Here is a 20,223-nt window from a genome sequence, read left to right as displayed (position 1 = left end):
TGAAACCATCGATCGCGTCTTTTTTGGAAAAGCGGGCATCTTTTCATTTTTGGTTATCGTGGGAGGCATTCTATATCTACTATATGATCTGTACGTACAATGATCGGAACGCATGCGTTCCGATTTTTTGAATTCAGGGGAGTGCACGAAAACCAGATATTGGGTAATGACTTGCGTGAGACTGTTAGTGAAAGTGAGAGGAGATGTCGGATGAAACGAATTCAAATTGCGGATTTTGATCGACGCATGCCATCGATTGAGCTGGTCGAAAAGGACGATCACTATGAAGCGATGCTTGTTCCGAGTTATGACCATACGTATCCTTCGACACAAATCCGGACGATCCGCTTAGCGGATATCTCCGTCAATCTGATTGTGACTCCGCAAGAAACACTGCTTGTTTCTGCGCTTTTTCATAAACCGGTTCAAGTGACGGATATTGTGTCCTGGATGCAGCTGTATACGATTAGTTTTGCCCAGTCGGATGAGACTGGTTATTTCGTCGAACAAGCGGATGAAATTTTAGAAGTCGTCTTGTATCAGAACCATCCGATCGTCATCGCGACACGTGGTCAAGATCGATTGTATTACGATACGACGGGAGCAATCGAGGTCCGGCGGGCGACGAATGAATCGGTCGGCGAGCGTCCCTTGCTTTATTTGAACGGGGAAGCCTGGTATGGTGTCCCGCGCTTGTCGTTCAATCGAATGAAGGATGAGTTGCACGTCAATGGAACGTTTTTATATGCGGACTATATGGACGCACACCATGGAAAAATCGGTTTCTTTCGCGAGAATGATCCCTCTTTACCAATCGTTTTGCTCGTCGGTCAGGCAATCGTTGAGATCGAACTGACCGAGAATCCGGACGGTTCACGCGTCCTGATTTTAGAACAACCATATGACGAAGCATGAAAGTGCACAAAAACCGTTCAGCAGATGAACGGTTTTTAAGTGAGACCGTGAAATCCCTTACAAAATATGCGAAGATAGTAAAGAGACAGACCAAAGGGGTTGATGGGGACATGGTGAAAGAAACACCGCGTAATTCTAAATGGATGCGTTCCTATAATCGGGCACTCGTCTTGCGACTGATTCGGATGCATCAACCGATTTCGCGGGTTGAGTTAGCACAACGGACGAATTTAACGAAGCCGACGGTATCGAACATCGTCAGTGAATTGATTGCAGAACAACTCGTAACGGAGCGAGAGCTTGGGATATCAAATGGGGGACGAAAACCGATCATGCTCGAACTCGTCGCAACAGAGCAATACGTCATCGGCATCGATGCGACGAGTCACCAATTCATCGGAGTCGTCGCGGATTTAAGTGGTAATACGATTCATGAGTCCGAAGCCGTGGGACGTTTTGAGACGAATGAAGAATTGATTGAAGCGATTGGTCGATTATGCAAGACCTTGATTGCACAGACACAAGGACGGGGAACGATTCACGGTATCGGGATCTCCGTCCACGGGATGGTCAATCCGGAGACAGGTGTCATCTTGTTTGCACCACGTTTCCACCTGCATGACGTTGAGTTGAAGGTACAACTTGAATCACGCTTTGACTATCCTGTCTTCATCGAAAACGATGTTCGAGCACTCGCTTCGTTTGAGCTATTATTCGGTGAAGGTGTTGGGGTCGAACAATTCTTTTATCTCTATGCCGGGGAAGGCATCGGGGGTGCTTATGTGCTCGATGGACAGCTTGTCGACGGACAACATCATATTACGGGAGAGGTCGGACATATGCGTCTTGATCTCGATGGACCGATTTGTTCGTGTGGGAACAGAGGATGCCTAGAAGCATTAGCAGGCGAAAAAGCATTGTTACGGGATTATGCTGTCATGGATCCGCAAGTCATGACGATTGCTGATTTGCGCAAACGGTTAAACGAACGCGATGAACAAGCAGTTCGTACATATGAACGGGCGGGGGAATATATCGGAATCGGTGTCTTGAATACGATTCATCTCCTGAATCCACGCCGGATTTTACTTGGGGGACCGATGTTTGAGCTCGCACCCACGATCGTTGATCAAATCAAGGAACGGGTCGAGCACACGGCGTTGACCGCTGCTTCACGTGAAACCGATGTCAAGATGGTCCCGTGGGGTGAAAAACAAGGAGCACTCAGTGCGGCTGCCCTTGCGACAAATAGTTTATTTCAAACGATTTAATGGGGGCTGACTCAAAAAAAGAATGACGCGTCTTTTCACGCCCTTTCCTCAGGCGAGACACAAGCCAGTTTTCCTGCTTCATTCAAGCAGGAAAGCGGGTCTTGTTTGTCTCTGACAGCGCATAATGCGCTTTTTCCTGTAGGAGTGGCGCGAAACGCGTCATTCTTTTTGTTAAAAGATAAGGGTGGCAGATCATCATTCTGCCACCCTTATCTTTGTAGAGACTGACTTTTGAGTCAGCCCTTTGTTATTCAAAAAATAATTTTTTGAAACCGTTTACAAGTTAAAAACCGATGTGCTATAGTCGATATAAAGTTAGATAATAAATTTAATTTACTAAGTTCATGGTCAACTAAGTGGAGGTGGATGCAGGTTAGCAGGGGCTAATCAAGCTGAAGCAGGAAAGGGAGGCATCGCGCAATGGAACCACACGATCCATGGGTTTCGTACCGTGAAGCTTTCGGGCGTTACGGAGCAATCCGCGGTTTTTATTTTCATCGGTCGACGCAACAGATGACAGAACAGGGTCCAGGCGATGTCCCGACAGACGAGCAGGATATCGTGCTCGTCCGACCACGACGTGACGGTGTATTTCAATTCCGGATGTCATCGGTACAAGGGGTCCTGACGATCCGTTCATCCGAGCTACACATTCGAAAAAATGAGAGCGGATACATTGAATTACGCGCACTCATGCAACACATGCGCTCTGCCGGTTGTTTGACGCTCGGTGGAGAGTTATACCTCTTCGTCCGACCGGATGTTGATACGCTGGCGTACCGTCTTCGATTGATTGCCCGCGTATTGATTCAGCTACAGGGAATGCCGATTCAGACGAAAGTGATCGAAGAATGGTGCAAACAAGCACAAATTGAAGGGGAACACGCTAGACGATACGCTTGACTACTTACACATAAAAGGGGAGCTCTTACATGAAATTCAAAAAAACGAAACTCGTTGCTGCAGCATCTGTCCTGACATTATCCGCATTCCTTGCTGGTTGTGGTGGAGAAGATGAGCAACAAACGAAAACGAAAGACGGTAAGACGATCGTATGACAAACCAGACGTTAGAAGCACAATTTGAACAGCGGTTTGGCTCACCGTCGACGCATCGCTTTTTTGCCCCAGGTCGAATCAATTTAATCGGTGAGCATACGGATTACAATGGCGGTCACGTCTTTCCGTGCGCGTTAACGTTCGGTACACACGCGATTGCGCGAAAACGAGACGATCAACGTTTCCGCTTCTACTCGCTGAATTTTGAGCAGGACGGCATCATCGAAGTCGCACTCGAAGAACTGGCGTATGACGCGACGCACGGTTGGACGAACTATGCGAAGGGTATGATTTCAGTCCTACAGGAAGCAGGATACCAGATCAATACAGGATGCGACATCTTGATTCAAGGTGACATCCCGAACGGAGCCGGTCTTTCGTCATCCGCTTCACTTGAACTTGTCATCGGAGTCTTGCTCGATCGATTATACGGATTAGACATTCCACGTCTTGATCTCGTCCGCTTTGGTCAACAGGTCGAAAACCGTTATATCGGCGTCAATAGTGGCATCATGGATCAATTTGCGATCGGTATGGGGAAAGCGGGAGCGGGATTGTTGCTTGATTGTGAGACGCTCGACTATACGTATGCCCCACTCGATTTGACGGGATATACGATCATCATCATGAATACGAACAAACGCCGTGAACTGGCAGATTCGAAATATAATGAACGCCGGGCGGAATGTGAGGCAGCACTCGCTTATCTCAATCAGTTCACATCACGGGAAACGCTCGGACAATGGACGACATCAGAATTCACGAAAGTCGCATGGGAAGACGAAATCTTGATGCGTCGCGCCCGACACGCGATTTCAGAAAATGAACGAACACTTCAAGCACTAGCGGCACTCGAAGCGGGAGAACTGAAGACGTTCGGTCAGTTGATGAATGCTTCACACGTCTCGTTACGGGAAGATTATGAAGTGACAGGGATTGAACTCGATACACTCGTCGAAGCCGCTTGGGAGCAACCGGGCGTGCTCGGCGCACGGATGACAGGTGCTGGTTTTGGTGGCTGTGCGATTGCGATCGTTGAAGACGAGGCAGTCGACGCGTTCAAACAAGCTGTCGGCGAACAATATGAAGCAAGGATCGGTTACCCGGCGACGTTCTATACGGCGACGGTCGGTGACGGAGCACGTGAAATCGAACGGGAGGTCATCTAAATGGCAACTTTAGTCGTAGGTGGAGCTGGTTATATCGGCTCCCATGCTGTCTATCAATTGATTGATGCCGGAAAGGATGTCGTCGTCATCGACCATCTGCAGTCCGGTCACCGTGAAGCGGTTCATCCGCGGGCACGTCTATATGAAGGAGACATACGCGATCGTGCTTTTCTCGATCGCGTCTTTACGGAAGAGACGATTGAGCAGGTCATCCATTTCGCTGCTTTTTCACTCGTTGGCGAGTCGATGACAGAACCATTACGCTACTTTGATAACAACGTTTACGGGACACAAGTGTTGCTCGAAGCGATGATCGCGCACGACATCAAACAGATCGTCTTTTCTTCGACGGCAGCCACATACGGTGAACAGGAGCAGATGCCGATTCTCGAAACAGCAGAAACGCGTCCGACGAATGCCTATGGTGAGACGAAGTTGATGATGGAGAAGATGATGCGATGGTCTGAACAAGCATATGGCTTACGTTATGTCGCATTACGTTACTTCAACGTTGCCGGTGCGCGCGTAACAGGAGAAATCGGGGAAGATCATGCGCCGGAAACCCATCTAATCCCGCTCGTCCTCGAAGTTGCCAACCGACAACGGTCAGAAATTTCGATCTATGGCGATGATTATCCAACGCCTGACGGTACCTGTATTCGTGATTACATCCATGTCGAGGACTTGATCGACGCCCATATGCGAGCACTTGATTATTTGGCTGATGGAAACGAGAGTACGGTCTTTAACCTTGGTTCAAGCCAAGGGTTTTCCGTTCGGGAAATCATTGAAGCAGCCCGTCGCGTGACGGGACATCCGATTCCAGAACGGATCATTGAACGTCGTGCAGGGGATCCGAGTATCTTGATCGCCGGATCTGCCAAAGCAAAAGAAGTTCTCGGCTGGACACCACAACGTACCGACATCGAAACGATCATCCGTGATGCTTGGAATTGGCATGCACATCATCCAGAAGGGTACCGGACGAGCGTTCGTTAATAGAGAGACAGAATGAGGAGAGTGACGGTGATGAATGAACTCATCCAACAGTTAGTAGCGCAAGCGATCCAGGAACGCTTGATTGAACAGGAAGATGCGATCTACGCCCGGAACCGGATTCTAGCGCGAATCGGTCAAGCCGATTTTGAAGAACAGGCAGACGTACCATCTCGCCCAATTCCCGATATTTTGGACGACATGATTGAAGTGTTGATCGTAAGTGGGCAGTTGCCGGCACATCTTGAAGACAAAGAGCAGTTCGCAGCAGATGTGATGGACATTTTCGTTGCCCGTCCGTCTGACGTGACGGCGGCATTCCGCCGTCTGTACGCTGAATCACCGGTAGCGGCAACAGATTACTTCTATCAACTGAGCCAAGCGAGTAACTACATCCAAACGAAACGGATCGCTAAGAATAAACGTTATCAAGCAGAGACGGTTTACGGGACGATCGATGTCACGATCAACTTATCGAAGCCGGAAAAAGACCCGCGTGAAATCGCGGCAGCTCGGACGGAAGCACCGACGGCGTCGAACTATCCAACCTGTCTGTTGTGCGTCGAAAATGTCGGCTACGCGGGTCGTGCGAATCATCCGGCCCGTGCAAATCACCGAATCGTTCCGCTGACACTGCTGGAAGAACCGTGGGCATTACAATACTCACCGTACGTCTATTACAACGAACATAGCATCATCTTGTCACAGGAACATCGTGACATGGTCATCAATCGGGATGCGTTTGCACGTCTGATTGCCTTCGTTGAGCAGTTTCCACATTACTTCGCTGGTTCGAACGCTGACCTGCCGATCGTCGGTGGATCGATTCTGACGCATGATCATTATCAGGGCGGACGCTATACGTTTGCGATGGACCGAGCAAAAACTTTAACATCCTTTACGTTCCCGGATCAGCCGACAGTCACTGGCGAAACCTTACACTGGCCACTGAGTGTGTTGCGTCTGAAGAGTAAAGATGCGTCGGCATTACTCAATGCTGCGACGACCGTCTATGAGACATGGTTGACGTACACGGATGAGAGTCAAGAGATTCGTTCACATACTGGTGAGACGCGACACAATACAGTGACGCCGATCGCCCGTCAACGTGATGGACAATTCGAGCTCGATCTCGTCTTACGGAACAACCGGACGTCAGCAGAACATCCGGACGGTATTTTCCATACGCATGCCGATATTCACCACATCAAGCGAGAAAATATCGGTTTGATCGAGGTGATGGGACTGGCAGTCTTACCGGCACGCCTGCTTCAAGAGTTGCAACAGGTCGAACAGTTCATCACAGGTGAAGTCGACGAAGTAGCTGTCGCTCATGCTGACTGGGCGCAAGAACTAAAACAAGCGTATGTCGGACAAGATGTCACGATATACGTCGAGCAAGCAGTTGCTGCAAAATTCGTACGTGGTCTCGAGGACTGTGGTGTCTTTAAACAGACAGAGGAAGGTCAGGCGGCGTTCGGACGATTCGTTCAACTCGTGACGCGCCAACCAGTGGAGGAACAACGATGACACGACTACTTGAGAAAGAGTTGATTCGACATACATTACGTCAGGAAGGCATCGAAGTGACACTCTGGAACTATGGCGGCATTATCCAGGACATCCGGACGATTGATCGGGATGGTCATTTGGAAAGCGTCGTCTTAGGTCTAGAGACGGTGAAAGACTATCAACAACACTCGCCGTACTTCGGGGCAATCGTCGGACGCGTCGCTGGTCGAATCGGACAGGCACGTTTCGAAGTAGCGGGAGACGTTTATCAGCTCGTCGCAAACGACGGGGCGAATCATCTGCATGGTGGAATTCACGGATTTGATCAAGCGTGGTTTGATGTCATCGAAGCGACGGATACATTATTCCATTTGCGCTTAAAAAGTCCAAACGGAGAAGAAGGTTATCCGGGAACAGTCACACTCGATGTGTTTTATCGACTAAAAGATACGACATTGACACTTGAGATGTCGGCGGTGACGGATCAGACGACACCACTCAATCTGACGAATCATACGTACTTCAACCTATCTGGAAATGCGAAGCGAGATGTGTTAGATCATGTCTTGACGTTACCAAGCGACTGTTACTTACCGGTCCAGCCAGACGGCTTGCCGACAGGCGAACAACGGGATGTATCCGGAACCCCATTCGATTTCCGGAACGGTCAGTCGATTCGTAAGGGAATTACGCTTGAGCATCCCGAGACGATCGCTGTCGGAAATGGCTACGATCATCCCTTCGTGTTGCAGGATAACACACTTCGACTCGCAGATCCGATATCCGGTCGTTTCGTCGACGTCACGACGAATCAGCCGACAGTTGTGCTCTATACCGGAACGCAACTACTGACCGATTATACAGTTCATGGTGTTCCTGCTCGACCGTCGCTCGGTTTATGTCTTGAAGCACAAGTGCATCCAAATGCAATCCATGAATCTGATTTTCCATCAATCCTGTTATCACCTGGTGAGACCTACCACTGGAAAACAGCTTATCATTTTAGTGTAGTATCTTGAAATAAGCCCCGCTTCCCGTGTCCAATTGGACAGGGAAGCGGGGCTTATTTGTGGTAGAACAGGGAAGGAAAAGTCTTAATTCACAGACGTTGCTCGAGCGCGAGTAGTGTCCGCTTCATATTCAGTCCACCATGATAGCCGAGCAGATCGCCTTTTTTGCCAATGATCCGGTGACACGGGATCGCGAGCAGTAATCGATTTTTTCCGATTGCCGTGCCAATCGCGCGAGTCGCGTTCGGGCGGAAGAGACGTTCCGCGATATCGGAGTAGGTGGCGGTTTGACCGTACGGTACCGCGCGTAAAGCATTCCAGACTTCAAGTTGAAACGGGGTACCGACTGGTGCGATTGGAAAGGACAGTGTCGTCGACTGCTGATTTAGATAAGCTAGTAGCTGCTCCGTATACAGAGCAAGCGCGGTGTCAGAAGCAATCCGATCGGCTCGGGGGAAGTGTTTCCGCGACCAGTCGTCGAATAACTCCTCCGGTTCATCCCAAGCGCCAACATAACAGAGACCATCTGCTGTAGCAGAGACCGGAAACGTATGCGTATTCCAGTGCAAACGAGTGAAGTACAGTTCCATGACATGTTTTCCTTTCTACACGAAATGAAGTGATGAATCCAAAAGAGGTGCTTCTGGCGCAGAGGCACCTCTTTTGGATTACGCGCGCGAACCGACTTGTTGCCGCGGTGGAAGATGGATCGATTGACCAAATAAGGCTTCCATTGATTCCGTCAAGGCTTCGCTTCGACTCGGATGGGCCATGACAGGGAAGAGGAGATCTTCTCGTTTCGCTGTCAGTTCCAGTGCTTGGGTGAATTGTCCGACGAGACGATGGGCATCGTCCCCGATCATGTGAATACCAAGGATCAGTGATGTTTGCTCATCAGCAATGACCTTGACGAACCCACTGCCACCTTCAATCGTCGTCGCTCCGTTTGCATTCAGTGGGAATTGTCCGCTCTGAACAGTATGTCCAGCTTCGACCGCTTCTTGTTCCGTCATCCCGACCGAAGCGATCGGTGGGAAGGTCCGTAGAACCGTCGGATTATACGGTGTCGTTGAATCGACGTCTTGACCGGACAAGTGAGCTGCCGTTCGCTTCGCTTCATGAATCGCACGGATGGCGAGCTGTGGACCTGGTGTGACATCACCGATTGCGTAAATATGCGGTTGATTCGTTCGTCCAGTTGCGTCAACTGGAATCGTCCCGTCTTCTGCAAGCGTCACACCAATCCGTTCGAGACCGAGAGTCAAACTGTTCGGAATCCGGGAAAGGGATTGGAATAGATAGGTGCCCTGATAGGTGACTTCTTCACCGTTTTTCATGACCGTGACGGTCGCGTCCATTGAAGCATCGATCCGTGTCACGACATCCGGCACGAGACGGATTTTTTGTTTTTTGAATGTCCGCTTTAGTTCCTTTTCAAGGCTTGGTTCAAGCGACAATTGATCGGCAAACAACGTCACCTCTGTACCGAGCGCATGGAAACAGGCTGCGGCTTCAAGTGCTAATGTGTCGGAGCCAATGATCAATAAGCTGTTTGGTAACTGCTCGAGTTGATAAAGCTGTTCGGCATTCAGTCGGCACGATTCCTCGTACTGGATGCTGTGACTACCGGTCGCGATGATGACATCTTGGAATCGATACGTATCGAACTGATGTCCCGACTCGACGCCGATCCGGTCCTCTGACAGGAAGGAAGCTGCACCAGAAATATGCTCGATTTGATTCGCCTGACAGAGGGCGACGACACCTTGACGTAATTGCTGCACGACACGATTGCGGTAAGCATTCAGTTTACTGAAGTCATGGACAGTAGGGGTGGTGAATCCAAGGTCTTCAAGATGAGGCAAGCGTAACATTTCTTCTGCCGCATGCGCATAAACCTTGGACGGGATACAGCCTCGGTTCAAACAAAGTCCACCGAGTTCAGCTTGTTCAATCAGTGTCACCTTACGACCGCCTTGCGCAGCACGGATCGCTGCCGTGTAACCTGCGGGACCCCCACCGATGATCAGGAGATCCCGTTCTTGTGTAAGTTCGCCAACAACCATGTTAGATCAACTCCAAAAGTAGGGTAGTCGGATGTTCAATCAGTGACACGAATCGGTTCGTAAAGGCAACAGCCGTTGCCCCGTCTGCGACGCGATGATCGAACGACATCGACAAATTCATCATCGAGCGGACGACGATTTGATCGTCTTCATCGACACAGGCTCGTTTTTTCGTCTTGTGGAAGGCAATCAATGCCGTTTCCGGATAGTTGATGATTGGTGTAGCCCCCGTACTGCCCAGTGGACCAACATTGCTCATCGTAAAGGTACTTGGCTTTAAGTCCGCTGCACGTAAGGCACCGTTTTGAGCACGTTGTTGCAACGAGATCAGTTGATCATGCAATTCCGTCAGTGAGAGCCGATCGGCATGACGGATGACAGGAACCATTAACCCGTCTGGTGTCTCGGTTGCCATGCCAAAGTGGAAATCCCGCTCTAATCGAATACATTCATTCGCTTCATCGAGTTTGGCATGGAAGACGGGGTAGTCTTTTAAAGCAACGATCAAGGCTTTGATGAAGAAAGCATTGACGTTAATGTTTCGTCCAGCTGCTTTCCATTCGGCACGTAATGCGAGCAAACGTGTCATGTCGACTTCCTCGAAGTGAGTGACATGGGGAATCGTGTACAGCGACTGGGTCATCTTTTTCGCGATTTGCTTACGAATGCCGCGAAACGGAATCGTTTCCGGTGATGTTTCTTGGTATGTGACCTCTTCAATAATCGGTGTAGCTGTCTCTTGTGGAGCAGTAGTAGCCTGGACGAAGCGAAGCACATCGTCCTCCGAGACTCGACCTGATGGATCGGAGGCCGTGATAGATTCGATATCAATTCCGTGATCACGAGCAATTTTTCGTGTGTACGGTGTCGCAAGGACCCGTTTTGATGGAGATGCTTGAGCAGGTGGGGCCGCGACGGCGACAGGCGCTGGTTCAGATACGCGCGACACTTCAGGTTTTACCGCGACCGGCACTTCAGAAGCGTTACTTACTTCGATGTGCAACAACGTCGTACCGACTTGCACCGTCTGACCGACCGGAATGATGATTTCCTTGACGATTCCGGAGACAGGAGCCGGTAGTTCAGCGACCATCTTATCGGTCGCAACCTCAACGACCGGTTGATCGGTCGTGACGTGGTCTCCGACTTGAACGAGATAATGGGCGATTTCACCTTCCGTCATACCTTCCCCGACATCATGTAACTTGACTTCGATCATGGGACTCAGCTCCTTAAAACTCGACCGTACGCTGAATCGTCGCAAGGACTCGTTCCGGCGTCGGAATGTAATGGTCTTCGAGGGCGAACAGTGGAACCGGAACATCAAAACCTGTCACACGGGCAATTGGTGCCCGTAAATAAAGAAACGCCGTATCGTTGATCAACGTGACGAGATCATTCCCGAGACCACCCATCGCTGCGGCTTCATGCACGATGACGGCACGACCGGTCTTTTGAACGGAAGCAGCGATTGTGTCCCGGTCAAGCGGATAGAGCGTCCGTAAGTCGAGGACTTCGCAAGAAATACCGCGTTCCTGTGCAGCCATCGCTGCCTTGTGAGCCACTTGGACCATTGCCCCCCAAGCGATCAACGTCACGTCCGTCCCTTCACTGACGTAGCGCGCTTTTCCGATCTCGACGGTATAGGACTCGCTCGGTACGACTTCCTTGAATAAACGGTAACTACGCATCGACTCGAGGAACAACACGGGATCTGGATCTTCAATCGCAGCAATCAATAACCCTTTTGCGTCGTACGGTGTCGCCGGACAGACGACCTTGAGACCGGGCATTGATGTAAAGAGCGCCTCCGTACTATCGGAATGGATTTCCGGTGCCCGGATGCCGGCACCATAAGGCGCACGAATGACCATCGGCACACTATAGCGCCCCATCGTTCGCATCCGGATACGAGAGACATGGGTCATGATTTGTTCATAGGCAGGGTAGATGAAGCCGAGAAATTGAATCTCGACGATCGGTTTAAAGCCATTGATGGCAAGACCGATCGATGTACCGACGATGCCGGCTTCACTGAGCGGTGTATCAACGATCCGGTCTTCACCGAACTCTTCTTGTAAGCCGTCCGTCGCTCGGAAGACGCCACCGTTTTTTCCGACATCTTCTCCAAGAACGAGTGTCGTCTCATCCTCCGACAATTTTGTCCGCAGGGCATCCGTGACAGCTTGAACGAGTGTCATCTCTGTTTGACGATTGATTGGTGTTGCCATCTCATTTCCCCCTTGCTAGCAGATACGCTTCTTTTTGTTGCTGGACATCAACCGGTAAGGTCGCGTACGTATGGTCGAACAGATCATTGACGTCTGGTGCCTTGAATTGCTCCATCGCAGTTACTGCCGCTTCGACTTCTGCCTGGTGCCGTTCCTGCAGCTGTTGCATCCAGGTTTCGTCAAAGTAGCCTTGATGTTGTAAGAACTGTTCAAGTCGATCGAGCGGATCGACCCGGTCACGCGAGCGGGCTTGATCACGGTATTTCGTTGGATCGTCTGCTGTCGTATGGGCACCAAATCGCCACGTGACGGCTTCGATCAATGTTGGTCCACCGCCAGAACGGGCACGCGCAACGGCTGCTTGCATCGTGAAATAGACGGCAAATGCATCGTTCCCATCGATTCGGACGCTTGGCATCCCGTAGGCGATCGCTTTTTGTGCGATCGTTTCGGAATGCATCTGTTTTTCGATCGGAACAGAAATCGCGAATTGATTGTTTTGGTTGAACAGAATGACTGGTGCTTGGAAGACACTCGCGAAGTTCATCCCTTCGTGGAAGTCGCCTTCAGACGTCGCCCCGTCACCAAAGTAGGCGACCGCGACGTTCGTCGTACCTTTTCGTTTTTCCGCCCACGCGGCGCCGACGGCATGCGGAATTTGCGTCGCAATCGGAACGGCAGGAGGGAAGATGTGTTTCTCAGACGGAACGCAGCCTTCAACACGACCGTTCCAGTAGAGGAGTGTCCGCACCATGTCGGCACCGAACGTCAACGTTGCGCCGTGATCCCGGTACGTCGGGAACAACCAGTCTTGATCGGACAACGCGAGTGCACTACCGACTTGCGCTGCCTCTTGTCCTTCGAACGGTGCATAAGTGCCGAGGCGCCCTTGGCGTTGTAAGTTGATCGCCTTCCGGTCGAACGTCCGGATCCGGTGCATCTGTTCATATAGGGTGAGGGCAAGCTCTTTTGTCAGATCGTGTTCTTTTGAGGCATCGATGATACGACCTTCTTCATCGATAATGCGTTGAATCGGAAAATGTTGCTCCATGTCAGTCCCTCCTTCAGTGGTTACGGATATCCCATTTTGGTTTTGTCGTGTTCGTGAAGATGTTGTTGTGTTTCGCCCGAATCTGCATCCGTTTTTCACACATCCGGTTCGCCGCTTCGACCGTCGTGATGTTTTCTGCTTGCGACTCTTTGAAGACTTCGAGAACTGCGTCATAGATGTGACGCGTTTTTAGGAGAACCCGTTCGTGATTTGCTCCATACAGTTCGTCTGCCACTTGGATCAGCCCACCACCATTGACGATATAGTCTGGGGCATATAAGATGCCACGATCCATCAAGACGTGAGCGAGCTGTTCTTCCGCGAGTTGGTTGTTCGCCGAACCACAGATGGCTTTGCACGGTAAGAGCGCGATGTTTTGAGCGTGAATGACACCACCGTATGCACACGGGACAAAAATATCAGCATCCGTCAGATGAATTTCGTGAGGCGAGACGACGCGAACTGTCCCGGGTGCCATTTCGGCTTGAGTTACGATTGCTGCGAGCGCGGCTTCATTGACGTCTGAAACATAAATCGTCGCACCGGCGAGTAACAGTTGTTCTGCGACCTTGAAGCCGACCTTTCCAAGTCCTTGAATCGCATAAGTCGCGCGACTTAAGTCGTCCGAACCGAATAACGTCTCGATTGTCGCCCGGAGTCCATAGACGACACCTTCAGCCGTCGGGATCGATGAATCGCCACTTCCGCCAAAGGCTTCCGGAATGCCGACGATCCGTGACGTCTCCCGACTAGCATGAACGAAATCATCCATCGTCGTGCCCATGTCCGTTCCCGTGTAGAACCGACCACCGAGCGAATCGACGAAGCGACCGAAGGCACGGAAAAGCTCTGGTGATTTATCCGTCGCTGGATCACCGATGATGACGGCTTTACCACCACCAAAATCAACATCAGCGGCAGCGCATTTGTACGTCATACCGCGCGACAAACGCAGCACATCGTCAAGTGCTTCATCAACAGAAGCATAAGGCGCCATGCGGCATCCACCGAGAGCAGGACCGAGCGTCGTATCATGAATGGCGATGATGGCTTGTAACCCCGAGACAGGGTCGTTGCAAAAGACGACTTGTTCGTGACCCGCGATTTTTTCCATGATCGAGAGCGTTGGATTCGTAGATGGGTTTAACATGTTCATAGTAGAGTCCTCCTCTATCAAATATAAGTAAGCGCTTTCATTTTGTCGGAACATTATTTTGTAATTTTTCTTGAATCCGGCTTTTTTCTAAAATGAATTGTGTGACTTCTCCTGTACCGATGATCGTTTGTCCGTCTCGGACTTCGATGTCAGCGTCAACGCGACGTGCTGTGACGCGTGTTACTGTAGCGGTCACGATCAATCGTGCGCCTTCAGCTGCCATACCAAGATGCTTCAGTGAAACTGCACCCCCGACACCTTCTTCACCAGCTTCTAGGTAAGGCAAGATCAGTTGACGTGCTGCCCATTCCATGTGATAAACCATCGAAACGGTGGAGTATGCTGGATGAACGAGCTGACCTTCGAATCGTGCAAACATATCTTCCGAGACGACTGCTTGAATCTCTGCTGTATCCCCGACAGCTAAACCTGGCTTCATCGTGATCCCCCTTCACTACAACGAATCCTCATTCCATCAAGTGGTCTTACCAAAAATAGTATAACACTTGTCACACGATATTTTATCAATCCGTTACAAAATGAGCAAATCATTTCAGAAATATTTTCCAAAAAAAGACTCTCGTCATGAAAAAATAGCTTTATAAGCCGATTGATTTACTGGTAAGGTGCGTTGAAGTGATAAAGTGAGAATCGTTTGGGAGCATTTAACAAAACAAGATTGACAACATTGTGAACGTATCGTACGTTAAACATATAACTAAAAATAAACGACCGTCTTATTATTGTATACATGATGAGGAGGTGCAGATGTGTACGATCAACATCACGAAACGATGGATGCTCAAACGCGGGAGCAGTTGCAGATGGAGCGATTGCGCCAAACGATGGAACACGTCACGCGCGTCCCGTTCTATCAAGAACGTCTGCAGACCTTACAGATGACGGCGAACGATTTTCAAACGATCGAGGATCTACGAAAGTTTCCCTTCACACGTAAACAAGATTTACGCGATCATTATCCGTTCGGACTATTTGCCGTCGAACGAGAACAGGTCACCCGGATTCATGCCTCGTCTGGAACGAGCGGTAAACCGACCGTCGTCGGATATACGCAAGAAGATTTAGATGACTGGGCCGGTGCCGTGGCACGCAGTTTAGTCTTAGCCGGTGGTTCACCAGCTGATTTGCTGCACAATGCGTATGGTTACGGATTGTTCACAGGTGGTCTCGGGCTTCATGCAGGAGCAGAAAAACTAGGCATGACGATCTTACCGATTTCCGGTGGCAACACGGATCGCCAAATCACATTGATCGAGGATTTCCGACCGGACGGAATCTGTGGGACACCTTCGTATATTTTACGCTTGGCAGAACGCATGATCGAACGGGGGATCGATCCACGCAAGACAAGTATGCGTTATGGCATCTTTGGGGCCGAGCCCTGGTCGGAAGAGATGCGGCAGACACTCGAACAGACCTTTGATCTGCAGGCACTCGATATCTATGGACTCAGCGAAATCATAGGACCGGGTGTCGCAATGGAGTGTCAAGAGCAAGCAGGTCTGCATATCATGGATGACTTATTCATTACGGAAGTCGTCGATCCCGTTACGGGGGAACCGGTACCAGATGGCATGGTCGGGGAACTCGTTTTTACAAGCTTAAAAAAGAAAGCGCTTCCAATAGTTCGTTACCGGACAGGTGACTTAGCATCGATCACGCACGAAGCGTGTGCTTGTGGTCGGACGACAACACGGATGTCACGTGTCAAAGGGCGAACGGACGACATGCTGATTATCCGAGGGGTCAACGTCTTCCCGTCAGAAATCGAGCGGGTCTTACTCCAACAGCCGGACGTGACGCCGCATTATCAAATTCATCTCGTGCGTAAAGCAGGACTCGATGCCGTTGAGCTACATATCGAATTCGAAAACATCTCGGAGCGACAAATGCGTTCGATATGTGACGCCATCAAGTCGGAATGCCTCATTTCCATTGATCTCGTCTGTCACCCGCACCAAGGGTTACCACGATCGGAAGGGAAAGCCGTTCGGATCGTTGATCGACGCTCGACATCACTCGTCTGATTCAAAGGAGGAACTAGCATGTATGATGCAACACAACTGTTCGAACCCGTCCAACTGACGGAAGAAGAAAAATTAGCACGCTTCAAGGAACGAATCGAGCAAGGTGAAAAAATCGAAGCCGATGACTGGATGCCTGATTTTTACCGGGACACGCTAATTAAATTGATTTCGATGCATGGTATCAGTGAAATCATGGGTGCGCTTCCGGAAAAAGAATGGGTTCCAAAAGCACCATCACTTCGCCGGAAGCTTGGCATCATGGCGAAGGTCCAGGATGAGATGGGGCATGGACAACTGTTACTTCGTGTCGTCGAGGATTTGATGAAGCCGTATGGCAAGACACGTGGGGATTTGATGGATGATTTATTTACGGGACGATTGAAATTCCACAACGTCTTCCACATGCCGACACGGTCATGGGCCGATGCCGGAATGATTGGTTGGCTTGTCGATGGGGCGGCAATCATCACGCAGACGAACATGCTCGGCGCTTCGTACGGACCGTACGCGCGTGCCTTGCAACGGATCTGTGCAGAGGAAGTCTTCCACGCACAGCACGGGGAGTCAATCATCATGGCACTCGCAGAAGGAACACCGGAACAGCGGGAAATGATTCAAGAATCACTGGATGAGTGGTGGGAATCCTTGTTGATGTTCTTTGGACCAGCCTCGAAAGAGACGACCGGGACATCGAAACAGGACGTGACGATTGCTTATAAGATTCGGACGAAAACGAATGAAGAGCTCCGGCAAAACTTCTTTACAAAGTACGTGCCGCGGATTCGTTCGCTCGGACTCGTCATTCCAGACCCGACGTTACGTTTTGATGAAGAGACAGGGCAATGGGAATACGCACAGCCGGACTGGACGAAATTCAAGACAATCATCCAAGGTGGAGGACCGCGTTCGAAAGAGCGACTGGATCTGCGCCGGACATCTTATGAGAATAATGCTTGGGTACGGGATGCACTCGCTGAAACGAAGGCATGAGAGGGGAAGGTACGATGAACGAGACGTTCTATCACGAATTCGAAGTCTTTAGCAAACGGACGCCGAACGCGGCGTTCACGCATCAATTCAGTTTACTTGCTCCAAATAAAGAGATGGCGTTACTGATGGCACAAGAAAATTTCATGCGCCGAGAACCAGTCGTCGATATCTGGGTCGTCAAACGTGAAGATATCCGTGGTTTGACACCCGATGAAAAGCAGATGCTCCAACGGCTCGACAATAAAGATTACCGGACGACGAAAGGATACGGCTACTTGAAGAAAAAATGGCGGCATTATGAGCAACAGATGCTCGATGAAAAAGAAATCATGTCGTGGCAAGGAGGCGATTCGAAATGACGGAACAAGAACGGACGGCACTCGCCTCCTTACTGTATCAACTCGCAGATGATGACTTTCTCTATGCGTATCGTGGTTCGGAATGGCTCGGGCTTGCACCGCATATCGAAGAGGACGTCGCTTCATCCTCGATCGCGCAAGATTCGATGGGACACGCGGCGATGTATTACCAACTCCTTGAGGAACTTGGTGAAGGGAATGCTGATGCGTTAGCCCACGTCCGCTTGGCACACGAACGGAAGAACTCGATTCTTGTCGAACGTGTCAATGGACCCGGCTATTATATGGAAAAACCCGAATATGACTGGGCATTCGCTGTCGTCCGGAACTATTGCTATACAGTCGCGAAAAAGATTCGGATTGATGCGTTGAAATCGAGCAGTTACGAGCCACTCGCTGCGGCTGCCGTCAAGATCAACATGGAGTTGTACTATCATTTGCTGCACTGGCAAACATGGTTCACCCAACTTTATCAATCGACGGAGACAGCTCGCCAGAAGATGGATGCAGCCCTAGAAAAAGTCCTCTATGACTTCGGCGACATGTTCGATTATGGCGAACACGGTCAACTGATCGAAGAGATGCGGTTGATTGAAGGGCAAGGGATTTTACTTGATTGTTGGTATCAGACGATCACACCGTTACTCGTCGAATTGAACGTGACCCTCCCAGAAATGCAGATGACACGCAACGGGCGGGACGGCGATCATACGGAAGACTTGAATGATGCACTCGCGACACTCGGAGAAGTCTATCTGATTGATCAAACGGCGACGTGGTGAAAGGAGAGGGAAGCATGACGACGACACTTCAACATGCAATCCGTGAAGCCCTGAACGGGGTGAAGGATCCAGAAATCGATAGCGTCAGTATTTTAGATCTTGGCATGGTCGAAACGATGGACGCGGAAGCGACGGCGCATGGCTACACGGTGCACGTCACGCTTCTCCCGACGTTTCTCGGTTGTCCGGCGCTTGAAATCATTAAAAAAAATACCGAAGCTGCTTTGCAGGTGATTCCGAACGTCGAGCAGGTCGATGTCCAGTTCCGGTTTGATCCACCGTGGACGTCAGACCGGATCACAGAACAAGGGATGCAAGGATTGAAGGCATTCGGCATCGCACCCCCTCGATTCGAACAAGGGAAGTGGGAGATCGACTGTCCGTACTGTGGGTCGACGTACGTGACGATGGAAAACTTATTCGGACCGACCGCTTGTCGAAGTATTCTCTATTGTAAATCGTGTAAAAATCCATTCGAGGCGATGAAACCCGTCTCTACTCTCATGTGAAGGAAGGTAATCAATATGGCAAAATTAATCGCACTGTACAAACATCCGGAAAACAAGGAAGCATTCGATCAGCATTACTTTGAGGTCCATGGTCCATTGACAGCAAAAATTCCAGGACTGCAAGAAATGAATGTCACGAAAATCGTCGGTTCACCAATGGGCGGGGACGGAAAGTATTACTTGATGTGCGAGATGGTCTATGAAAGTCAGGAAGCGATGCAAGCAGGCATGCGTTCTCTCGAAGGAAAAGCGTCAGGGAAAGACTTGATGAGCTTTGCGGGGGATCTCGTCACATTGATGATTGGTGAAGATGTCCATGCCGACACAACAGTACGTTAAGACAGAAACGGTTGGTCGGATCGGTCGAATTCGGCTCGACCGGACGGCACGATACAATGCGCTGAACCGGACGATGGTCCGCGAAATCGTCGAGGCGATGGAGATATTTGATCGTGACGATCGGGTGACGGTCATCGTCTTGACGGGAAACGGAAAGTCGTTTTCAGCAGGTGCTGATATCGAGGAGATGCTCGAAGCGACACCGATCTCGATGGAACTCCTCGATCCGTTCGCGGACTGGGACCGGATCAGCCGAATCAAAAAGCCGATCATTGCAGGTGTCCATGGTTTCGTCCTTGGCGGCGGTTTCGAACTCGCACTTGCTTGTGATTTAATCTACGCCGATCCTGCGACACAGTTCGGTTTTCCAGAAGTCGGACTCGGCGTCATGCCGGGAGCAGGCGGGACGCAACGTTTGACAAAATGCATCGGTCGGACGCGGGCGCTCGAATGGCTCTTCACGGGTGACCGGATGCAGGCAGACGAAGCAGAACGACTTGGCATCATCAATCGAGTGACGATGGATGTTGAAGCGACGGTGCTTGCGATGGCAGAGCGGTTATCGAACCAGCCGAGCATGGCGTTACGACTGATCAAGGATGCAGCAAACAAAGCCGTCGATTTATCGTTACAAGATGGCATGGAGCACGAACGTCGGAACTTCTATCTGTTGTTCGCAACAGCCGATCAAACAGAAGGTATGCAAGCTTTTCTCGAAAAACGCCCACCGATTTTCAATCAACAGGAACAGGAGTGAATAA

At 50.4% G+C, this 20,223-nt stretch carries 22 protein-coding genes; 15 read left to right on the top strand and 7 right to left on the bottom strand.

Annotation, left to right across the window (positions count from 1 at the left end):
- Positions 1-210 precede the first annotated feature (210 nt).
- From Q9R23_RS13375 to Q9R23_RS13340, 8 genes are all read left to right on the top strand, one after another.
- Entirely contained in the window at positions 211-915 is a 705-nt protein-coding gene (locus tag Q9R23_RS13375; protein WP_311247268.1) for a hypothetical protein, read from the top strand.
- Positions 916-1,025: 110 nt separating this feature from the next.
- The gene (locus Q9R23_RS13370) at positions 1,026-2,186 is read left to right on the top strand and encodes an ROK family transcriptional regulator (RefSeq protein WP_311247267.1); all 1,161 of its coding nucleotides are present in this window, start codon (positions 1,026-1,028) and stop codon (positions 2,184-2,186) included.
- Between the two features lie 420 nt (positions 2,187-2,606).
- Complete coding sequence (locus Q9R23_RS13365) at positions 2,607-3,089, top strand: hypothetical protein (protein ID WP_055970124.1); 483 nt, start codon at positions 2,607-2,609, stop codon at positions 3,087-3,089.
- A gap of 29 nt (positions 3,090-3,118) precedes the next feature.
- On the top strand, positions 3,119-3,244 hold the full coding sequence (locus Q9R23_RS13360; protein ID WP_290755830.1) for a YgdI/YgdR family lipoprotein: 126 nt from the start codon (positions 3,119-3,121) through the stop codon (positions 3,242-3,244).
- Entirely contained in the window at positions 3,241-4,413 is a 1,173-nt protein-coding gene (locus tag Q9R23_RS13355; protein WP_290755828.1) for a galactokinase, read from the top strand. The genes Q9R23_RS13360 and Q9R23_RS13355 overlap by 4 nt, the downstream gene beginning before the upstream one ends.
- Positions 4,414-5,412 (top strand): UDP-glucose 4-epimerase GalE, encoded by a 999-nt coding sequence (galE, locus tag Q9R23_RS13350; protein ID WP_290755825.1) that lies wholly within the window; start codon positions 4,414-4,416, stop codon positions 5,410-5,412.
- Between the two features lie 30 nt (positions 5,413-5,442).
- The gene (locus Q9R23_RS13345; RefSeq protein WP_290755823.1) at positions 5,443-6,939 is read left to right on the top strand and encodes a UDP-glucose--hexose-1-phosphate uridylyltransferase; all 1,497 of its coding nucleotides are present in this window, start codon (positions 5,443-5,445) and stop codon (positions 6,937-6,939) included.
- Entirely contained in the window at positions 6,936-7,940 is a 1,005-nt protein-coding gene (locus Q9R23_RS13340; protein ID WP_290755821.1) for an aldose epimerase family protein, read from the top strand. The genes Q9R23_RS13345 and Q9R23_RS13340 overlap by 4 nt, the downstream gene beginning before the upstream one ends.
- An 80-nt stretch (positions 7,941-8,020) precedes the next feature.
- Here the strand turns inward: Q9R23_RS13340 and Q9R23_RS13335 are convergent, their stop codons facing one another.
- The 7 genes from Q9R23_RS13335 to Q9R23_RS13305 form a co-directional block, all read right to left on the bottom strand.
- Positions 8,021-8,521 (bottom strand): methylated-DNA--[protein]-cysteine S-methyltransferase, encoded by a 501-nt coding sequence (locus tag Q9R23_RS13335; protein ID WP_290755819.1) that lies wholly within the window; start codon positions 8,519-8,521, stop codon positions 8,021-8,023.
- 78 nt (positions 8,522-8,599) lie between these two features.
- The gene (locus Q9R23_RS13330; protein WP_290755817.1) at positions 8,600-9,997 is read right to left on the bottom strand and encodes a dihydrolipoyl dehydrogenase family protein; all 1,398 of its coding nucleotides are present in this window, start codon (positions 9,995-9,997) and stop codon (positions 8,600-8,602) included.
- Between the two features lies 1 nt (position 9,998).
- Positions 9,999-11,216: a dihydrolipoamide acetyltransferase family protein gene (locus Q9R23_RS13325; protein ID WP_290755815.1), complete on the bottom strand. Its 1,218-nt coding sequence runs from the start codon at positions 11,214-11,216 to the stop codon at positions 9,999-10,001.
- A 13-nt stretch (positions 11,217-11,229) separates the two neighbouring features.
- A complete protein-coding gene (locus Q9R23_RS13320; protein WP_290755813.1) occupies positions 11,230-12,228 on the bottom strand; it encodes an alpha-ketoacid dehydrogenase subunit beta in 999 nt (332 codons plus the stop codon).
- A gap of 1 nt (position 12,229) precedes the next feature.
- Positions 12,230-13,279: a pyruvate dehydrogenase (acetyl-transferring) E1 component subunit alpha gene (gene pdhA, locus Q9R23_RS13315; RefSeq protein ID WP_311247266.1), complete on the bottom strand. Its 1,050-nt coding sequence runs from the start codon at positions 13,277-13,279 to the stop codon at positions 12,230-12,232.
- 13 nt (positions 13,280-13,292) lie between these two features.
- A complete protein-coding gene (locus Q9R23_RS13310) occupies positions 13,293-14,435 on the bottom strand; it encodes a Glu/Leu/Phe/Val family dehydrogenase (RefSeq protein WP_311247265.1) in 1,143 nt (380 codons plus the stop codon).
- Positions 14,436-14,472: 37 nt separating this feature from the next.
- On the bottom strand, positions 14,473-14,874 hold the full coding sequence (locus Q9R23_RS13305; protein WP_311247264.1) for a thioesterase family protein: 402 nt from the start codon (positions 14,872-14,874) through the stop codon (positions 14,473-14,475).
- 355 nt (positions 14,875-15,229) lie between these two features.
- Between Q9R23_RS13305 and Q9R23_RS13300 the strand changes: the two genes are divergently transcribed.
- From Q9R23_RS13300 to Q9R23_RS13270, 7 genes are read left to right on the top strand one after another with little or no spacing between them, the layout of a single operon-like run.
- Positions 15,230-16,483, top strand: coding sequence for a phenylacetate--CoA ligase family protein (locus Q9R23_RS13300; RefSeq protein WP_311247312.1), 1,254 nt, complete (start codon positions 15,230-15,232; stop codon positions 16,481-16,483).
- 18 nt (positions 16,484-16,501) lie between these two features.
- Positions 16,502-17,473, top strand: coding sequence for a 1,2-phenylacetyl-CoA epoxidase subunit PaaA (paaA, locus tag Q9R23_RS13295; protein ID WP_311247263.1), 972 nt, complete (start codon positions 16,502-16,504; stop codon positions 17,471-17,473).
- A 14-nt stretch (positions 17,474-17,487) separates the two neighbouring features.
- On the top strand, positions 17,488-17,832 hold the full coding sequence (gene paaB, locus Q9R23_RS13290; protein ID WP_290755800.1) for a 1,2-phenylacetyl-CoA epoxidase subunit PaaB: 345 nt from the start codon (positions 17,488-17,490) through the stop codon (positions 17,830-17,832).
- Positions 17,829-18,614, top strand: a complete 786-nt coding sequence (gene paaC, locus Q9R23_RS13285; protein WP_214856074.1) for a 1,2-phenylacetyl-CoA epoxidase subunit PaaC — start codon at positions 17,829-17,831, stop codon at positions 18,612-18,614. Before paaB ends, paaC begins: the two co-directional genes overlap by 4 nt.
- Before the next feature lie 14 nt (positions 18,615-18,628).
- Positions 18,629-19,123, top strand: coding sequence for a 1,2-phenylacetyl-CoA epoxidase subunit PaaD (gene paaD, locus Q9R23_RS13280; RefSeq protein WP_056063796.1), 495 nt, complete (start codon positions 18,629-18,631; stop codon positions 19,121-19,123).
- 15 nt (positions 19,124-19,138) lie between these two features.
- Entirely contained in the window at positions 19,139-19,462 is a 324-nt protein-coding gene (locus tag Q9R23_RS13275; protein WP_023466996.1) for an EthD family reductase, read from the top strand.
- Entirely contained in the window at positions 19,440-20,219 is a 780-nt protein-coding gene (locus Q9R23_RS13270; protein WP_290782616.1) for an enoyl-CoA hydratase/isomerase family protein, read from the top strand. The genes Q9R23_RS13275 and Q9R23_RS13270 overlap by 23 nt, the downstream gene beginning before the upstream one ends.
- The last annotated feature ends 4 nt before the right edge of the window (positions 20,220-20,223 follow it).

It is taken from the genome of Exiguobacterium sp. BRG2 (assembly GCF_031844245.1).
GTDB lineage: Bacteria > Bacillota > Bacilli > Exiguobacteriales > Exiguobacteriaceae > Exiguobacterium_A.
This window is presented reverse-complemented; position numbering and strand designations above follow the sequence as displayed.

Excerpts from the sequence above, each read along its gene's own strand:
- Q9R23_RS13310 (WP_311247265.1), bottom strand. The coding sequence starts at position 14,435 with ATGAACATGTTAAACCCATCTACGAATCCAACGCTCTCGATCATGGAA.
- Q9R23_RS13375 (WP_311247268.1), top strand. The coding sequence starts at position 211 with ATGAAACGAATTCAAATTGCGGATTTTGATCGACGCATGCCATCGATT.
- paaA (WP_311247263.1), top strand. The coding sequence starts at position 16,502 with ATGTATGATGCAACACAACTGTTCGAACCCGTCCAACTGACGGAAGAA.
- Q9R23_RS13365 (WP_055970124.1), top strand. The coding sequence starts at position 2,607 with ATGGAACCACACGATCCATGGGTTTCGTACCGTGAAGCTTTCGGGCGT.
- galE (WP_290755825.1), top strand. The coding sequence starts at position 4,414 with ATGGCAACTTTAGTCGTAGGTGGAGCTGGTTATATCGGCTCCCATGCT.
- Q9R23_RS13340 (WP_290755821.1), top strand. The coding sequence starts at position 6,936 with ATGACACGACTACTTGAGAAAGAGTTGATTCGACATACATTACGTCAG.
- paaB (WP_290755800.1), top strand. The coding sequence starts at position 17,488 with ATGAACGAGACGTTCTATCACGAATTCGAAGTCTTTAGCAAACGGACG.
- paaD (WP_056063796.1), top strand. The coding sequence starts at position 18,629 with ATGACGACGACACTTCAACATGCAATCCGTGAAGCCCTGAACGGGGTG.
- Q9R23_RS13355 (WP_290755828.1), top strand. The coding sequence starts at position 3,241 with ATGACAAACCAGACGTTAGAAGCACAATTTGAACAGCGGTTTGGCTCA.
- Q9R23_RS13370 (WP_311247267.1), top strand. The coding sequence starts at position 1,026 with ATGGTGAAAGAAACACCGCGTAATTCTAAATGGATGCGTTCCTATAAT.
- pdhA (WP_311247266.1), bottom strand. The coding sequence starts at position 13,279 with ATGGAGCAACATTTTCCGATTCAACGCATTATCGATGAAGAAGGTCGT.
- Q9R23_RS13275 (WP_023466996.1), top strand. The coding sequence starts at position 19,139 with ATGGCAAAATTAATCGCACTGTACAAACATCCGGAAAACAAGGAAGCA.
- Q9R23_RS13325 (WP_290755815.1), bottom strand. The coding sequence starts at position 11,216 with ATGATCGAAGTCAAGTTACATGATGTCGGGGAAGGTATGACGGAAGGT.
- Q9R23_RS13335 (WP_290755819.1), bottom strand. The coding sequence starts at position 8,521 with ATGGAACTGTACTTCACTCGTTTGCACTGGAATACGCATACGTTTCCG.
- Q9R23_RS13360 (WP_290755830.1), top strand. The coding sequence starts at position 3,119 with ATGAAATTCAAAAAAACGAAACTCGTTGCTGCAGCATCTGTCCTGACA.
- paaC (WP_214856074.1), top strand. The coding sequence starts at position 17,829 with ATGACGGAACAAGAACGGACGGCACTCGCCTCCTTACTGTATCAACTC.
- Q9R23_RS13305 (WP_311247264.1), bottom strand. The coding sequence starts at position 14,874 with ATGAAGCCAGGTTTAGCTGTCGGGGATACAGCAGAGATTCAAGCAGTC.
- Q9R23_RS13330 (WP_290755817.1), bottom strand. The coding sequence starts at position 9,997 with ATGGTTGTTGGCGAACTTACACAAGAACGGGATCTCCTGATCATCGGT.
- Q9R23_RS13300 (WP_311247312.1), top strand. The coding sequence starts at position 15,230 with ATGGATGCTCAAACGCGGGAGCAGTTGCAGATGGAGCGATTGCGCCAA.
- Q9R23_RS13320 (WP_290755813.1), bottom strand. The coding sequence starts at position 12,228 with ATGGCAACACCAATCAATCGTCAAACAGAGATGACACTCGTTCAAGCT.
- Q9R23_RS13345 (WP_290755823.1), top strand. The coding sequence starts at position 5,443 with ATGAATGAACTCATCCAACAGTTAGTAGCGCAAGCGATCCAGGAACGC.
- Q9R23_RS13270 (WP_290782616.1), top strand. The coding sequence starts at position 19,440 with ATGCCGACACAACAGTACGTTAAGACAGAAACGGTTGGTCGGATCGGT.